General features: G+C 65.5%; 13 protein-coding genes. 5 read left to right on the top strand and 8 right to left on the bottom strand.

The features are described from left to right. Window positions 1–19: 19 nt before the first annotated feature. Window positions 20–1,921, top strand: coding sequence for a flagellar hook-associated protein FlgK (gene flgK, locus E8M01_RS01455; protein WP_136958485.1), 1,902 nt, complete (start codon window positions 20–22; stop codon window positions 1,919–1,921). Between the two features lie 9 nt (window positions 1,922–1,930). After that, on the top strand, window positions 1,931–3,514 hold the full coding sequence (locus tag E8M01_RS01450) for a hypothetical protein (RefSeq protein ID WP_136958484.1): 1,584 nt from the start codon (window positions 1,931–1,933) through the stop codon (window positions 3,512–3,514). An 87-nt stretch (window positions 3,515–3,601) separates the two neighbouring features. Here the strand turns inward: E8M01_RS01450 and flaF are convergent, their stop codons facing one another. The 4 genes from flaF to E8M01_RS01430 form a co-directional block, all read right to left on the bottom strand. Then, window positions 3,602–3,973, bottom strand: coding sequence for a flagellar biosynthesis regulator FlaF (flaF, locus tag E8M01_RS01445; RefSeq protein WP_136958483.1), 372 nt, complete (start codon window positions 3,971–3,973; stop codon window positions 3,602–3,604). Further along, complete coding sequence (flbT, locus tag E8M01_RS01440; protein WP_136958482.1) at window positions 3,936–4,349, bottom strand: flagellar biosynthesis repressor FlbT; 414 nt, start codon at window positions 4,347–4,349, stop codon at window positions 3,936–3,938. Before flbT ends, flaF begins: the two co-directional genes overlap by 38 nt. A 164-nt stretch (window positions 4,350–4,513) precedes the next feature. Beyond that, on the bottom strand, window positions 4,514–5,761 hold the full coding sequence (locus E8M01_RS01435) for a flagellin N-terminal helical domain-containing protein (RefSeq protein ID WP_136958481.1): 1,248 nt from the start codon (window positions 5,759–5,761) through the stop codon (window positions 4,514–4,516). Window positions 5,762–6,236: 475 nt separating this feature from the next. Beyond that, window positions 6,237–6,653: a hypothetical protein gene (locus E8M01_RS01430; protein ID WP_136958480.1), complete on the bottom strand. Its 417-nt coding sequence runs from the start codon at window positions 6,651–6,653 to the stop codon at window positions 6,237–6,239. Window positions 6,654–6,936: 283 nt separating this feature from the next. Between E8M01_RS01430 and E8M01_RS01425 the strand changes: the two genes are divergently transcribed. The 3 genes from E8M01_RS01425 (at window position 6,937) to E8M01_RS01415 (ending at window position 11,837) form a co-directional block, all read left to right on the top strand. Beyond that, on the top strand, window positions 6,937–8,475 hold the full coding sequence (locus E8M01_RS01425; protein WP_170181722.1) for a flagellin N-terminal helical domain-containing protein: 1,539 nt from the start codon (window positions 6,937–6,939) through the stop codon (window positions 8,473–8,475). A gap of 205 nt (window positions 8,476–8,680) precedes the next feature. After that, window positions 8,681–10,195 carry a flagellin N-terminal helical domain-containing protein gene (locus tag E8M01_RS01420; RefSeq protein WP_136958478.1) on the top strand — a complete coding sequence of 505 codons (1,515 nt, stop codon included), beginning with the start codon at window positions 8,681–8,683 and terminating at the stop codon, window positions 10,193–10,195. Between the two features lie 211 nt (window positions 10,196–10,406). After that, the gene (locus tag E8M01_RS01415) at window positions 10,407–11,837 is read left to right on the top strand and encodes a flagellin N-terminal helical domain-containing protein (protein ID WP_170181721.1); all 1,431 of its coding nucleotides are present in this window, start codon (window positions 10,407–10,409) and stop codon (window positions 11,835–11,837) included. A gap of 311 nt (window positions 11,838–12,148) precedes the next feature. Here the strand turns inward: E8M01_RS01415 and E8M01_RS01410 are convergent, their stop codons facing one another. From E8M01_RS01410 to E8M01_RS01395, 4 genes are all read right to left on the bottom strand, one after another. Continuing rightward, entirely contained in the window at window positions 12,149–12,595 is a 447-nt protein-coding gene (locus tag E8M01_RS01410) for a flagellar protein FlaG (protein WP_136958476.1), read from the bottom strand. A gap of 221 nt (window positions 12,596–12,816) precedes the next feature. Beyond that, window positions 12,817–13,296, bottom strand: a complete 480-nt coding sequence (locus E8M01_RS01405) for a hypothetical protein (RefSeq protein WP_136958475.1) — start codon at window positions 13,294–13,296, stop codon at window positions 12,817–12,819. Window positions 13,297–13,379: 83 nt separating this feature from the next. Beyond that, window positions 13,380–13,715: a rod-binding protein gene (locus E8M01_RS01400; RefSeq protein WP_136958474.1), complete on the bottom strand. Its 336-nt coding sequence runs from the start codon at window positions 13,713–13,715 to the stop codon at window positions 13,380–13,382. Further along, window positions 13,715–14,818: a flagellar basal body P-ring protein FlgI gene (locus tag E8M01_RS01395; RefSeq protein WP_136958473.1), complete on the bottom strand. Its 1,104-nt coding sequence runs from the start codon at window positions 14,816–14,818 to the stop codon at window positions 13,715–13,717. The genes E8M01_RS01400 and E8M01_RS01395 overlap by 1 nt, the downstream gene beginning before the upstream one ends. Between the last annotated feature and the right edge of the window lie 10 nt (window positions 14,819–14,828).

Genomic DNA, 14,828 nt, shown 5'->3' with positions numbered 1-14,828 from the left:
CGTCAAGGAGTGACGGGACATGGCCCTGTCGAGTGCCCTCAACAACGCGTTGTCCGGATTGCGGTTCACCTCGACCGCGATGAGCCTGACCGGCGCCAATATCGCCAATGCCGGAAACTCGACCTATACCCGCAAGACCATCGACCCGATCTCGATGCTGTCGGGCACCGGCATCGGCGGGGTCGAGGCCGGCAGCGTCCGGCGTGAATTCGACGCCTTCGTCCAGCGCCAGCTGATCTCCGAACGGTCGAACGGCTATTACGCCTCGACCCGGGCGAATTTCATGGGCCGGCTCGACCAGGCCTTCGGCGCGCCGGGTTCGGCGCGCGCGCTCGACACGGTGATGAACAATTTCTCCACCGCGTTCCAGACCCTGCAGACCTCGCCGGAAAGCGCCACCGCGCGCGCCGGCGTGATCAATTCGGCGACCGTGCTGACCCAGTCGCTGCGGTCGCTCAGCAGCACCATCCAGGGCATGCGCCAGGATGCCGAACAGGGCCTGGCGGACGCGACCAAGGCGCTCAACGGGCTGCTCGGCGACCTGCAGTCGATGAACGAGACCTTGCGCACCACCAGCACCTCGGACGCCTCGCGCGCCGGGCTCCTGGACCGGCGCGACGACCTGGTCGACCAGATCTCGCAATATGTCGACGTGCGTGTGGCCTATGATTCCAGCGACGGCGTGCAGCTTTATGGCGGCAACGGCTTCGTGCTGCTCAGCGGCACGTCGCCGACCCTGAATTTCGACGCCCGCGGCCTGATCGGCCCGGCCAATCAATATGATCCGGATCCGGCCAAGCGCTCGGTCGGCACCATTACCGCGGCGATCGGCGGCTCGACCGTCGACCTGGTCGCCCAGGGCGTGTTCAAGTCCGGCAAGATCGGCGCGCTCCTGGAACTGCGCGACAAGTCGCTGGTGGCGGCCCAGGACCAGCTCGACCAGATCGCCGGCGGCCTGGCCCAGGCGCTCGGAACCTCGTCGAGCTCCAGCGCGGTGACCGTTCCGGGCCCGGGCCCGACCACCGGTTTCGACACGCCGCTCGGGCCCGGCCTGTCGGATGGCGACACCGTGACGGTGGAAGCCACCGTCAACGGGGTGAAGCAGAAATTCACCTTCAAGCGGGTCGACGACGCCGCGGTGCCGATCACCGACGGCATGTCGGCCGATCCGAACGACAAGGTGTTCCGGCTGACCGGCAATTCGGCCGCCGGCCACGCCAGCCAGATGCAGGCGGCGATCGACAGCTGGGCGGCCGGCGCCGGCGCGCCGGCGGGCGCCTTCGCGGTGTCGGTGTCGGGCGGCAATCTGCGCGTGCTGGCCGACCCGACGGTCGCCGGCGGCGCCTCGGTCGGCCAGGCCAAGGCCAATGTCACCGCCCAGTCGATCAATGGCGGCGCGCCCGCCTTGCCGTTCTTCATCGACAATACCGCGCCCGGCGGGCTCTATACCGACCGGATCACCGCCTCGGGGTCGCAGATCACCGGGCTTGCCGGCCGGATCGACATCAATGCCGCGCTGAAGGCCGATCCGAGCGGCCTGGTGGTGATGCAGACCAGCCCCCGGACCCAGGATTCGGACGCGACGCGGCCGAACTTCCTGAGCAACGCGCTGAACAGCGCCACCCGCTATTTCTCACCCGAGGCCGGCATCGGCTCGGCCGGGACGCCGTTCCAGGGCTCGCTCCTGTCCTATACCCGCAACGTCATTTCGACCCAGAGCAACGAGGCGGCGGTCGCCAAGCAGCTCAACGAAGGCCAGCAGGTGGTGATCAGCCAGTTGCAGGCCCGCTACGACGCCAGCTCCGCCGTCAATATCGATACCGAGATGTCGATGCTGATCCAGCTCCAGACCGCCTATGGCGCCAATGCGCGCGTCATGTCGGCGGTCAAGGAGATGTTCGACATTCTCCGGCAGATGTGAGGACCGACCATGGCCATCCGCACTTCCGGCATCATTCCGGGCTTCGGCGGGACCGATTTCCTGCAGATGAAGAACCAGCTTGCCGAGCTGCAGCGCCAGCTCGGCTCGGGCAAGAAGTCGGAGACCTATGCCGGCCTCGGGCTCGACCGTTCGCTGGCTCTGAGCTTCCAGGGCTCGCGCAGCCAGGTCGCGTCCTACCAGCAGAACATCTCGCTGGTGCAGACCCGCATCAAGATCATGGATACCGCGCTGAGCGGCGTGCAGAAGACGGTCGCCAGCACCAAGACCTCGCTGACCTCGATCGACTTCACGCTCGCCTCGGGCCGCACCGTCGGGCAATTGGCGGCGAGCAACAGCCTGGATGCGGTCATCGGCATGCTCAACAGCGACGATGGCGGGCGCTACCTGTTCGGCGGCCGCCAGACCGGCACGCCGCCGGTGCTCGACAGCGCCGCGATCATGGCCGGACAAGGCACCAAGGACGGCTTCAAGCAGGCCCTGCTCGAGCGCATGCAGGCTGATCTCGGCTCGTCGGCGGCCTCGCCCGAGCGCGACGCCGGCGCCACCGGCCGGCTGACCCTGTCGGGCGCCGCGGCGAGCCCGATCACGCTTGCCGAGGACGGCGCCCATGCCTTCGGGCTGAAGCTCGACAATGTCACCGGCGCGGTCGGCGGCGCCACCGCGACCATGACGGCAGGACCGCCGGCCTCGCTGTCGATCGCCACCGGCGCCGGCACCGCCAAGGCCGGCGAGAACCTGACCATCGGCTTCAAGCTGCCCGACGGCTCGACCGAGCGGATCACCCTGACGGCGGTCGCCGCCGACAGCCCGACGGTCGGCCCCGGCCAGTTCCGCATTGGCGCGACCCAGACCGAGACGCTCGCCAATATGCGCGGCGCGCTGGGCGATGGCCTGGCCAAGCTGGTCTCGACCGGCCTCGCCGCGGCTTCCGCAACGGAGGCCGGCGAGGATTTTTTCAAGGGCGAGACCAATGCCGCGGTCCTGGCCGGCCCGCCGGCGGTGCAACCGGGCGTCGCCAAGCGGCTGGTGCCGGGCGTCTCCGGCACCATGGCCGATGCGGTCGCCTTCGACACGCCCGCCAACGCCGAGAACCGCACACTGCGCTGGTATCAGGGCGACCGGATCTCCGGGGATCCCAGGGCGACCGCGGCGGCCCAGGTCGATACCGCGGTGTCGGTGACCTATGGCGCGCGCGCCGACGAGGAGGCCCTGCGCGCGACCATCCAGAATCTCGCGGTGGCGAGCGCGGTGACCTTCCAGAACGACGACACGCTGGCGAAAGAGCGCTACCAGGCGCTGGCCAGCCGGGTCGCCAGTGGGCTGTCGGGCCAGGGCGCGGCGCAGACCGTCACCTCGATCCAGATCGAGATCGCCTCGGCCAATTCCAATGCCGACGCGGCCAAGGCGCGGCACAAGGAAACCGACGCCATGCTGACCGGGCTGCTGAGCGATGTGACCGGGGTCAACAATGAGGAACTCGCCGCCCAGATCGTGGCGCTGCAGACCATGATGCAGGCGAGCTACCAGACCAGCTCGATGCTGTCGAAGCTGACCCTGGTCAATTATCTCTGAGGCGAGTGGCGAGTGGCGAATGGGGCCGCGCGCCACCAAACTAACCCTCTCCCTTTGGGAGAGGGTCAGTTGAGGGCGCACCTTCTCTCACCCCCGTCCCGATAGCCCCGCCGCCAGGTTGCGGTTGATCGACACCAGCACGGCGAGCTTCTCGGGCGCCGGTTCGATCTCGATATCCAGGCTGCGGCTGAAGATGAACATGCCGAGATTGGCGATGTTGTTCTTGATCGGCAGCGGCAGGGGATTGTCCGCCTTGGTCGCCGAGGTGGTCAGCACGGTCCACAGCTTGCGATTATAATTCAGCGCCTGGCTCAGCTCGCCATTGGCGCCGGGCCACTGGTCCTTCAGCGTCTGGATGCGGGCAGCGGCCTTCAGAAGGAGGCTTGCTTCCAGTTCGCGCGGGTTGGCCGTCGCGGTGATTCTAGCCGTCGACGCGTACGCCGCTGCTCCGTGATGCATGACCCAGCAGTGCCCCTTCGTACTCGATCAGACCCTTGGTGGCCTTTAGAGCCTTGTAGAGGGAACCGGTTAATATGTGATTGTTGATTTCGGTAATGTATGGACGCGTTGAAGGCGCTGCTTCCAGCACGTCGTTGACCATCTCGAAATACATCTCGTGATGCTTGATCGGGTCGCGCGACAGGTACATCAGCTGGACGACCAGGTAGATCTTCTTGCACGGCGTATCCGCCGTCTCCATGGTCATCACGTCTTTTTCGCGCAGGATCGGCGCCTCGCCCTCGATGGTCAGGCGCGTGCGTTGATCGTCGTTGGTGATGACGCTGTCGCCGAGAATGAATTTCTCGCCAGCTTTCAATTCCACCTTGAGCGCCATCCGGCCTCTCCGTGTGCGATTCGGAACAAGGCAAGAGCTTATCACATGCGCGACGGCGACGGGGCGCGCTGCGCCGATGCCCGCCCGACGCGGTGAACGGCGCCTGAAAAAGCGAAAAGGCGGGGAGGTCCCCGCCATTCGGCCGGCTGGAAGAAAGGGTACCTTTAGCTGAACAGTCTCAGCACGCCCTGGTCGGCCTGGTTGGCCAGCGACAGGGCCTGGGTCGACAATTGCTGGCGGGTCTGCAGCGCCAGCATGTTGGCGCCTTCCTCGTTCATGTCGGCGAGCGTCAGGTTGTCGGCGCCGGTCTTCAGCGTATTGGCCATTTCCTGGGTGAACTTCTGGCGGATCTGCACCAGTGCCAGGTTGGAGCCGAAGGCGCTCGACTGGGCCCTCAGCTTGTTCATCGCAAAGGTCAGGTCGGCGAGGGCATCGTTGATGTCCTTGTCGGTCTGGAAATTGTTCGAGGCCGGCTTGATGGCGAGATCGCGGTCGGTGGAAATGCGCGCGCCGGTGATGGTCAGCGACGACGACTGCTTCTCATTGAACATTGCCTGCAGCGTGTCGGCATTGAGCAGGTTGACGCCGTTATAACCGGCATCCTTGGCCAGCTGGTCGATCTGGCGGCGCAGCTCGCCGAACTGCACGGAAATGTCGGTGCGGGTCTGGTTGGCCTTGCCCGCCGGCTGGCTCGAATTGGTCGCGTCGAAGCCGATGCCGGCGAGCGCCGCGGCCACTGCCGGGGCAGTGGAGGTGCCCGATGGCGTCACCGTGATCTGCAGCGGCTGGACGCCGGTCGCTTCCATCAGCAGGCGACCGTCGGGGGTGAGCGAAGCCCGCGCATCGGCGCCGGTCCCGGTGCCGATCAGGACGCCGGCGCCGGTGGCCGCAGCCGCGCTGGTGTTGTTGTTGATGGCGTTGACGAGATCGCCGACCGTCATGCCGGCGGCAATGGTCAGCGTGGTGGCATTGACCGTGGTGCCGGTGGACAGGGTGATCGTGTCGCCGACCGTGAAGCCGTAGGAGGAGAGGCTGGTCTGGGCGGTCAGGGCGGTCGGCACACCGGCGAGCTTCGGCGTCACGCCGTTGAGGCGGGCTTGCGTCGAGGCCGACCCTTGCGCCTGGCGGGCGATGGCCTGGGCGTTCTCGACCACCTTGATGATCGAACGGATGCCGTTATCGGCGGCCTGCAGGGTCTGCACCGCGTTGCCGATGCCGTCGAGCAGGTTGGTGATATCGGCGGCGCGGCCGTTGAGCTGGCTCGCCGAGAAATAATTGCCGGGATTGTCGAGCGCGGTGTTGACGCGCTTGCCGGTGGACAGGCGGTTCTGCGTCTGGTCGCGGAGGCCAGCGGTATCGATCAGCGACAGCAGGTTGCTGCGAATGCCTTTCGATAGAACGATGTCGCTCATGAGATGCCCCCGGTCGCGGTGCGGCGAATCTATCGCGCGCCATCCACGGAGCACTCTTACCCGTTAATCTTACTCAAAAGTTAATGCTGGCCGTTTCGGCGAAAAAACATCGGGAATTGAAGGGCTTAAGTTGGCGGCCTGTGACTGCTGCGACACGGCAATAGTTAACCGGCAGGATTTGCCGGGCGGCAAGGAAGGAGGGGTGAGTGGAGTGTCGGCCCTGAAGCGCGCGGCAGGCCGAAGCGCCGCCGAACCAACCCTCTCCCATTGGGAGAGGGTGCCGGCGGAGCCGGCGGGTGAGGGGCGTAAGCGTGGAGAACTGAGGCCAACGCGCGCGCTACGTGCCGCCCTGTCCGGACATGGACGACCCCTCACCCGGCGCCTGACGGCGCCACCCTCTCCCTCTGGGAGAGGGTTGTTTCAGTTGAGCTTTTTCTCGGGGTGGCTGTCGGCCGGCCCGCGACCGGCAATCGCCTCAGGCGATCATGTTGACCTTGGCGCCGGCCTTGGCTTCGGCTTCCTTGGCCTGCCGGCGCTTGATGACCCCGGCGACATAGTTTTCCTGGGCAATGGCGTCGTCGCTCTTGCCGCCATTGGCGGCGTTCTGCAGTGCCTCTTCAGGCGAGCCGCCCATTCCGCCGCCGAACAGCGCATTGGCGTTCATCGAGGCCGTCGTATCGGTCGAGCCGCCGAGAATGGCATTGAGCGAACCGCCGCCGCCCGCGCCGGCGAGCACGGAAGCCACCGAATTCGCCTGGCCGTTCAGCGAGTTCATCAACTGACTGGTCGCGCCCATGGAATCGCTGATCGCCGAAGCACGCTTCGAGCTCCAGACCTGCGACTGCTGGTAGGGCGAGAGATCGTAGAAACCGCTCGATCCGATCACGGCCATGGCAAGGACCATCCTTTTTCGGCGCGCCGAGGAAAGACCCTAATGCCGTCGGGCTTAAGCGAAGGTTAGCGCAATGGTTCCGCGCGCGGGCGTGTGATTTTCCTTAAGAGGTCGGTTCGAGAGGCCCGGTTCGGCCAGGGTCCAAGCGGTTCCATCCGGCCATCCCGCTGCTTTCAAACATGTTTCGTTAACCATGCGGATTAACGCGGTCTTAGAAATCCGCCGCCGATAAAACGGATGCTCTCAAGAACGAGAGCATTTCGATCCCATGGAGGGAATCACTATGGCTATTACGCTTTCGTCTGGCGTCCGCTCGAACCTGCTCAACCTGCAGAACACCGCGGACCTGAAGAACATCACCCAGACGCGCCTCTCGACCGGCAAGAAGGTCAACTCCGCTCTCGACAATCCGTCCAACTTCTTCACGGCTTCGTCGCTGTCGTCGCGTGCCAGCGATCTGTCGAACCTGCTCGACGGCATGGCGAACGGCATCCAGACGATCCAGGCGGCCAATAACGGCCTGTCCTCGATCACCACCACCCTGCAGTCGATGCAGTCGACCCTCAACCAGGCTCGTCAGGACAAGTCGTTCCAGACCCAGTCCTACGAGATCGACGCAACCGCGATCGGCACCGCGACGGTCAAGAACCTCAACCTGTCGGGCGGTTCGATCGGGCCGGCTGGCGGCGCAGGTGTCGATATCGCGTTGAACACGACCGGTGCTGGCAGTGCCGCTACCGCCGCCGTTCGCACTGGCGCCGGCGCCACGGCCAACGTCGACCTGAGCGGCGGTGGCGACTCCGTCGCCTTCACGCTGAACGGCACCGCGATCTCGATCAACGCGGCTAAACTTAATACCGCTGGTGGTGCCGCCGGTGTGGGTTCGCTGGCGAACTTCGCAACGGCCATCAACACCGAGTTGACCGCCGCTTCGAACACGTCGGTTACAGCATCCGTTTCCGGCGGCCAGATCGTGTTCACCAGCGCGGCCACTGGTGCGGCCGCCAACGTCACGGTTTCGGGCTACGCTGCTACCACCTCCGGTGCGACCGCGACGGGCATCAGCAACGGCACGAACAACGGCGCGGCCGCGGTTGCGCCGGGTGCCGTGAAGACCGTCGATCAACTTGTTACCGCCATCAACGGCACGACCGCGCTCACCGGCAAGGTGGTCGCTTCCAACGACAACGGCAAGCTGCGTATCCAGAACCTGTCGACCCAGGATCTGACCACCAAGGGTGCCGGTGGCGGCAAGGTCGACGGCGTTGTCGGTTCGACCAGCACGGTCGCCGGCAACAGCGTGCGTACCTCGCTGTCCAAGCAGTTCAACGACCTGCGTGACCAGCTCACCAAGTTCGGCGACGACGCTTCCTTCAACGGCGTCAACCTGCTGCGCGGCGACAACCTGAAGCTGAACCTGAACGAAACCGGCACCAGCTTCATCAACGTCCAGACCAAGGACAAGACGGGCAATGCGACCTCGGTCGACAACACCTTCCTGAAGGTGGACTCCACCGTTGCCGCCGACCTCGACAGCGACTCGACGATCGACGGCAAGCTCGACGTGATCAAGGACGCCCTGTCCTCGATCCGTTCGGTCTCCTCGTCTCTCGGCAGCCAGCTGTCTTCGGTGCAGAACCGCAAGGACTTCACCAAGCAGATGATCAACACGCTGCAGGTCGGTTCCGACAACCTGACGCTCGCCGACACCAACGAGGAAGGCGCGAACCTTCTGGCGCTCAACACCCGCCAGTCGCTGCAGACCACCTCGCTGTCCTTCGCCTCGCAGGCGGACCAGGCGGTTCTCCAGTTCCTCCGCTAAGTCCTCTAGGGCTTGACGGGAGACCTCCAGCGGCGGCGCTTCGGCGCCGCCGTTTCTTTTTGGCGTCAAGAAGAGTGCCTCGCGCTTGCGGTTATTTTGCGCGGCAACCTTCCGCAGCGTCAGTATTAACGCAGTCTTAGAAGTTCATCTGCAATAAATCGAAAGCTCTCGAGAACGAGAGTGCCGTCCCACGAAGGGAAATGAAGTGGCCTCGAATATCACGCTTTCGTCTGGCGTCCGCTCGAACCTGCTCAACCTGCAGAGCACCGCGGACCTGAAGAACGTCACGCAGACGCGCCTGTCGACCGGCAAGAAGGTCAATTCGGCGCTCGACAATCCCTCGAATTTTTTCACCGCCTCGTCGCTCTCGTCGCGCGCCAGCGACCTGTCGAACCTGCTCGACGGCATGGCCAACGGCATCCAGACGATTCAGGCGGCCAATAACGGCCTGACCTCGATCACCACGACGCTGCAATCGATGCAGTCGACGCTGAACCAGGCGCGCCAGGACAAGTCGTTCCAGACCCAGTCCTACGAGATCGACGCAACCGCGATCGGCACGGCCGCGGTGAAGAACCTGAACCTCTCGGGCGGTTCGATCGGACCGGCCGGCGGGGCCGGTGTCGATATCGCTCTGAACACCGCAAATGTTGCCGCAACGCCGGCCACGCTGACCGGCTCGGGGATGTTGGGAACCATTGGCCCCGGTGGCGCGGGATCGTTCACGATTTCGGCCAACGGCCTCAACGGCGGTGCCGCGGTAAACGTGACGCTTCTTGCGGCCGACGATGCCGCGACCGTCGCCGGCCGGATCAACACCGCTCTCGGCGCGGCTTCCGGCGGCGCGGCCGGCATTAGCGCCGATGGTTCCAGCGGCCAGGTCATTTTCACCAGCGCCTCCGGCAACAACATCACGCTTGCCGGCAGCCCGCCAACGTTGACGAACGCTGGCTTCGCCCCGGGCAACCGCGCGTCGACCAACGGTGTCGTCGCAAGCACAGGTGCGGTGAAGACGGTTGATCAATTGGTGACGTCGATCAACGGCACCACAGCGCTGACCGGCAAGGTGGTTGCCTCCAACGACAACGGCAAGCTGCGTGTCCAGAACCTGTCGACCCAGGATCTGACCACCAAGGGCGCCGGTGGCGGCAAGGTCGACGGCGTTGTCGGCTCGACCAGCACGGTTGCCGGCAACAGCGTCCGTACCTCGCTCTCCAAGCAGTTCAACGACCTGCGTGACCAGCTCACCAAGTTCGGCGACGACGCCTCCTTTAACGGTGTCAATCTGCTGCGCGGCGACAACCTGAAGCTGAACCTGAACGAAACCGGCACCAGCTTCATCAACGTCCAGACCAAGGACAAGGCGGGCAACGCCGCGTCCGTCGACAACACCTTCCTGAAGGTGGACACGACGGTGGCCAAGGATCTGGACAGCGACAGCGCGATCGACGGCAAGCTCGACATCATCAAGGACGCGCTGTCCTCGATCCGCTCGGTCTCGTCGTCGCTGGGCAGCCAGCTGTCCTCGGTGCAGAACCGCAAGGACTTCACCAAGAACATGATCAACACACTGCAGGTTGGTTCCGACAACCTGACGCTCGCCGACACCAACGAGGAAGGTGCGAACCTTCTGGCGCTCAACACCCGCCAGTCGCTGCAGACCACTTCACTGTCGTTTGCCTCGCAGGCGGACCAGGCAGTCCTTCAGTTCCTCCGCTAGGCCCTTGAGGGCCTGACGGAGACGTCCGACGACGGCGCTTCGGCGCCGCCGTTTCTTGAGCCGATGTCCGGCCGCGCTTGAACCCTTATCAAGCGCGCCGCGCAGCGCGTTGAAAAAGGCGTCGTGGTTAACGCCTCATTAGGAGCCCATCGGTAACGTGGCCATCGCTCTCAAGAAAGAGAGCACCGCTATCCCATGAAGGGAAAACATGATGGCTACCAGCATTACGCTTTCCGCCGGCGTCCGCTCGAACCTGCTCAACCTGCAGAGCACCGCCGAGCTCAAGAACGTCGTCCAGACCCGCCTGTCGACCGGCAAGAAGGTCAATTCGGCGCTCGAAAGCCCGACCAATTTTTTCACCGCTTCGTCGCTCTCGTCGCGCGCCAGCGACCTGTCGAACCTGCTCGACGGCATGGCCAATGGCATCCAGACGATCCAGGCCGCGAATAACGGCCTGACCTCGATCACCACGGCGCTGCAGTCGATGCAGTCGACCCTCAATCAGGCGCGCCAGGACAAGTCGTTCCAGAGCCAGTCCTATGACGTCGACGCCGGCCTCATCGGCACGGCGGCTGCCAAGAACCTGACCTTGTCGGGCGGCGCGATCGGCACGACCGGTATCGACGTCAAGCTGCAGAGCCTGGTGCGCACCGGCAATGCCAGCGCCGCGGTGACCGCGCCGACCGCCGGCGACATCGACGTGACCATCGGCACGGTGACCAAGACGGTGACGCTCGCCAATGGCGACGACATCACCGCTCAGATCGGCAAGATCAATGCGGCCTTCGGCAGCACGGTGGCGGCCAATGTCGGCGGCCGGATCGCGCTGACCGACGCGAGCGGCACGGCGGCGACGGTTGCCGACAGCACCGGCAACGTCAACGGCACGGCCGCGGCGGTGTTCGGTGCAGCGCCGGTCACCAGCTACGCCCCGAAATCCGTCGACCAGCTGGTCAGCGCGATCAACGCCACGCTCGGGCTGACCGGCAAGGTCACCGCCTCGAACGACAACGGCCGGCTGCGCCTGCAGAATATCTCGACCCAGGAAATGGACGTCAAAGGTGTCACCGGCGGCAGGATCGACGGTTCGGCGAGCTCGGCCAAGATCGCCGGCAACAGCGTGCGCACCTCGCTTGCCCGCCAGTTCAACGAGCTGCGCGACCAGATCACCAAATTCGGCGACGACGCCTCGTTCAACGGCGTCAACCTGTTGCGCGGCGACAACTTGAAGCTGACCCTGAACGAGACCGGCACCAGCTTCATCAATGTCCAAGCCCGCGACAAGGCCGGCATGGCCACCGCGATCGACAACGCCTTCCTGAAGACCGATGCGGTGACCGCGCCGGAATTCGACACCGACGCGGTGCTCGACGCCAAGCTCGACATCATCAAGGACGCGCTGGCCGCGATCCGCTCGATCTCGTCGTCCTTCGGCAGCCAGCTCTCCTCGGTGCAGAACCGCAAGGATTTCACCAAGCAGATGATCAACACGCTGCAGGTCGGCGCCGACAACCTGACGCTCGCCGACACCAATGAGGAAGGCGCCAACCTGCTCGCGCTCAACACCCGCCAGTCGCTGCAGACCACCTCGCTGTCGTTCGCCTCGCAGGCCGATCAGGCCGTGCTGCAGTTCCTGAAGTAAGGTTTGGGCGAGGTGTGAGATTTTGGCGGCGGCGAACCGGCTCAATCGATGGCCGGGACGTTCTCTACGTCACCCCCGGCGCCCGAGCGGAGCGAGGGCGGGAAGGGGGTCCAGGGGCCAAAAGGCCGAGCTTTCAGCGCAAGTCGTTGAGGCGATCTCGCAGCGTCGAGGGATAAGCCCTGCAACCCCTGGATCCCCTTCCCCTCGCTTCGCTCGGCCGGGGATGACATCGGGGTTCCTGTGCGGCGCTTGGGGCGTGGCGGATCGCCGATCAACTCAACAAACCGATGGTCCACAATGGCGTCCCCGCCTCACGCGACCTTTTCGACCCGGGCGTGCTCGTTGGCGCCGGCGAGCTTGGCTTCGTCCTTGCGCTGCATTTCGCGGGCATAGGCGCGCAGCTTGAGGATCAGCTCGTCGGGATATTGGTTGATCACCTTGCCGGTGTCGGTATCGACGGTGCGATAGACCAGCGTGCCGGCGTCGTCGTCCTTGTCGATGCGGTTCTGCAGGGATTCGCGGATACTGTCGGCGATGCGCTGCATGCGCGCCTTGCGGTCGGCCAGCGTCCGTTCGTCGCGCGCCGCGCCGTCGCCCGGGCGGCGGTCATTGGCACCGGCGGTGGCGCCGGTCGATACCGGCTGGGCCACGCGCTGGCCATGCGGCAGCTCGGTCCGCACCGCTTCGCGATACAGAGCCGTTTCCGGCCGCCCGACGTAAACCGATCCGACGGCCGGCCGTGAGGACCCGATGTCCATGGCCGGTACTCCCTAACGGAAGGCGCCAGAATTGGTGCTTCCGTTGGGGGAACTTAGCGCATGCCGCTGAATCCCAGGTAAGCTTGTATAGTAAAGATTGCCGATATCTTTCGTCAAATTGTCCCGGAAATCGGCCGGTTTCTTTAACCTTGCAGGGGCGGTTGCGCCGGTGCTGCGTGCCGACCTCTTATGGCCCGGGGCGATGTCGCTGGCGTGACGGCTCAGAGCTGGCGCGATACGGTCAGCGGCGCGCCGGCGCGCGGCCGCTGGCCGGCCGCCTTGCCATTGGCGCCATAACCCGACGGCGCCCGTTTGGCCTCGACCGCGGTGGCGACCGTGCGAATGATGCCTTCGGCGACGGCATGGGCGGTGGCGAGCACGGCCAGATTGATCTCGAGCGCCTGTTGCAGGGCGTCATTGTCGGCCTGCAGCTTGCCGATATGGTCCGAGGCCGCGTGGCGGACGAAGGCGGCATTGGCCTTCAGGCAGTCGAGCTCGGCCATGTAGCGGCGCGACAGCTCGCTCTTGGCGGCGGCGACCGGGGCTGCGCGGCCGACCTTGGCGTCGCGAACCAGCGCGGTCTCTTCGGCGAGCAGGCTGTTCAGTTCGGCAATGGTCTTTTCCAGGCGCTGGATCAGCGCCACGGCTTCGGCGCGCGTGGTCAGGACGGCAATGGCTTTCGGGGCGATGGCGGCTGACATGCTGTGGGGTTCTCGTGTTGTCCTAGGGGTTTCTGCCCCAGGGTTCAGACGTTGGGTTCAGGCGTTGGGTTCAGGCTTTTGGTTCAGGATCTCGGCACGGGCGGCAGGCGGCGAGGGGCCGCTTCCTGCGCGCCGATCAGTTCGCGGTAGATGTTGGGGGCAAGGCCGATGCCGCCCTGGGCGGTGATCGAGCGCGAATATTCGTCGAGCAGCATGCCGCGCCAGGGCTCGCTCTCCTTGCCGCCGAGCGGCGCTTCGCCGCCGAGCCCGTTGAACATCTGGCCGAGCATGGTGTTGAGGAAGACCTGCTCGAAGTTCTGGGCGTTGTTCCAGGCCTTGGCCTCGCGGGAGCCGGGCACGCGGGCGGCGGCCGGCGTCACCGGGCTGATGGCGGCGGGGGCGGGGGTGTAGCTGCGCATCAGTGCACCTCGATCTCGGCCTGCAGGGCGCCGGCCGATTTGATCGCCTGGAGAATGGCGATCAGGTCGCGCGGGCCGATGCCCAGCGCATTCAGTCCGTCGACCAGTTCCTGCAGCGACACGCCCTCGGAGACGACAGCGAGGCCGCGGCCGTCCTCCTGGGCCTGGATCTGGGTCTGCGGGGTGACCACGGTGCGGCCGCGGGCCAGCGGATTGGGCTGGCTCACCTGGGGGCGTTCGGAAATGGTCACGGTCAGGTTGCCCTGGGCCACCGCGACGGTCGAGACGCGCACGTCCTTGCCCATGACGATGATGCCGGAGGCTTCGTCGATCACCACCTTGGCGACCTGGTCGGGCTGCACGCGCAATTGCTCGATCTCGGTCAGCAGCGCGACGATATTGCCCTCGAACCGCGCCGGCACCTTCAGGTTGATGGTGCCTGGATCGGTCGGCTCGGCGGTCGGCGCGCCGATGAAATCATTGATCGCGGCGGCGATGCGGCGGGCGGTGGTGAGGTCGGGATTGCGCAGCGCCAGGCGGATCGAGGCCATGCGGTTGATCGCAAAGGTCACTTCGCGCTCGACGATGGCGCCGTTGGAGACGCGCCCGACGGTCGGCACGCCGCGGGTGACGCGGGCCGCCTGGCCTTCGGCCTGGAAACCGGAGATCGCCACCGCGCCCTGGCCGACCGCATAGACCTCGCCATCGGCGCCGACCAGCGGCGTGACCAGCAATTCGCCGCCCTGCAGCGAACGGGCATCGCCCATGGCGGAGACCTTGACGTCGATGCGGGTGCCCTGGGTGGAGAAGGGCGGCAGGTTGGCGGTGACCATGACGGCCGCGACATTGGCGGTGCGCAGGTTCATGCCGCGGGTGTTGACGCCGAGCCGCTCCATCATCGACTGGATCGACTGGCGGGTGAAGGGCGAGTTGTTCAGCGTGTCGCCGGTGCCGTTCAGGCCAACCACCAGGCCGTAACCGATCAGCTGGTTTTCCCGGATGCCCTCGACGTCGACCAGGTCCTTGATCCGCGAGGTATTGGCGCTCGCCGGCATCGCGGCGGCGGCAATCAGCATCACGGCGACGACGAAACGGCGGAACATGGGGTGACCT

Source organism: Phreatobacter stygius (assembly GCF_005144885.1).
Taxonomy (GTDB): domain Bacteria; phylum Pseudomonadota; class Alphaproteobacteria; order Rhizobiales; family Phreatobacteraceae; genus Phreatobacter; species Phreatobacter stygius.
Note: the sequence above shows the minus strand (reverse complement) of the source record. Positions and strands in the feature narration are given on the sequence as shown.

What these genes read in the sequence shown, in the direction of transcription:
- flgK (WP_136958485.1), top strand. Translation starts at nt 20, where the DNA reads ATGGCCCTGTCGAGTGCCCTCAACAACGCGTTGTCCGGATTGCGGTTC.
- E8M01_RS01450 (WP_136958484.1), top strand. Translation starts at nt 1,931, where the DNA reads ATGGCCATCCGCACTTCCGGCATCATTCCGGGCTTCGGCGGGACCGAT.
- flaF (WP_136958483.1), bottom strand. Translation starts at nt 3,973, where the DNA reads ATGCATCACGGAGCAGCGGCGTACGCGTCGACGGCTAGAATCACCGCG.
- flbT (WP_136958482.1), bottom strand. Translation starts at nt 4,349, where the DNA reads ATGGCGCTCAAGGTGGAATTGAAAGCTGGCGAGAAATTCATTCTCGGC.
- E8M01_RS01435 (WP_136958481.1), bottom strand. Translation starts at nt 5,761, where the DNA reads ATGAGCGACATCGTTCTATCGAAAGGCATTCGCAGCAACCTGCTGTCG.
- E8M01_RS01430 (WP_136958480.1), bottom strand. Translation starts at nt 6,653, where the DNA reads ATGGCCGTGATCGGATCGAGCGGTTTCTACGATCTCTCGCCCTACCAG.
- E8M01_RS01425 (WP_170181722.1), top strand. Translation starts at nt 6,937, where the DNA reads ATGGCTATTACGCTTTCGTCTGGCGTCCGCTCGAACCTGCTCAACCTG.
- E8M01_RS01415 (WP_170181721.1), top strand. Translation starts at nt 10,407, where the DNA reads ATGGCTACCAGCATTACGCTTTCCGCCGGCGTCCGCTCGAACCTGCTC.
- E8M01_RS01410 (WP_136958476.1), bottom strand. Translation starts at nt 12,595, where the DNA reads ATGGACATCGGGTCCTCACGGCCGGCCGTCGGATCGGTTTACGTCGGG.
- E8M01_RS01405 (WP_136958475.1), bottom strand. Translation starts at nt 13,296, where the DNA reads ATGTCAGCCGCCATCGCCCCGAAAGCCATTGCCGTCCTGACCACGCGC.
- E8M01_RS01400 (WP_136958474.1), bottom strand. Translation starts at nt 13,715, where the DNA reads ATGCGCAGCTACACCCCCGCCCCCGCCGCCATCAGCCCGGTGACGCCG.
- E8M01_RS01395 (WP_136958473.1), bottom strand. Translation starts at nt 14,818, where the DNA reads ATGTTCCGCCGTTTCGTCGTCGCCGTGATGCTGATTGCCGCCGCCGCG.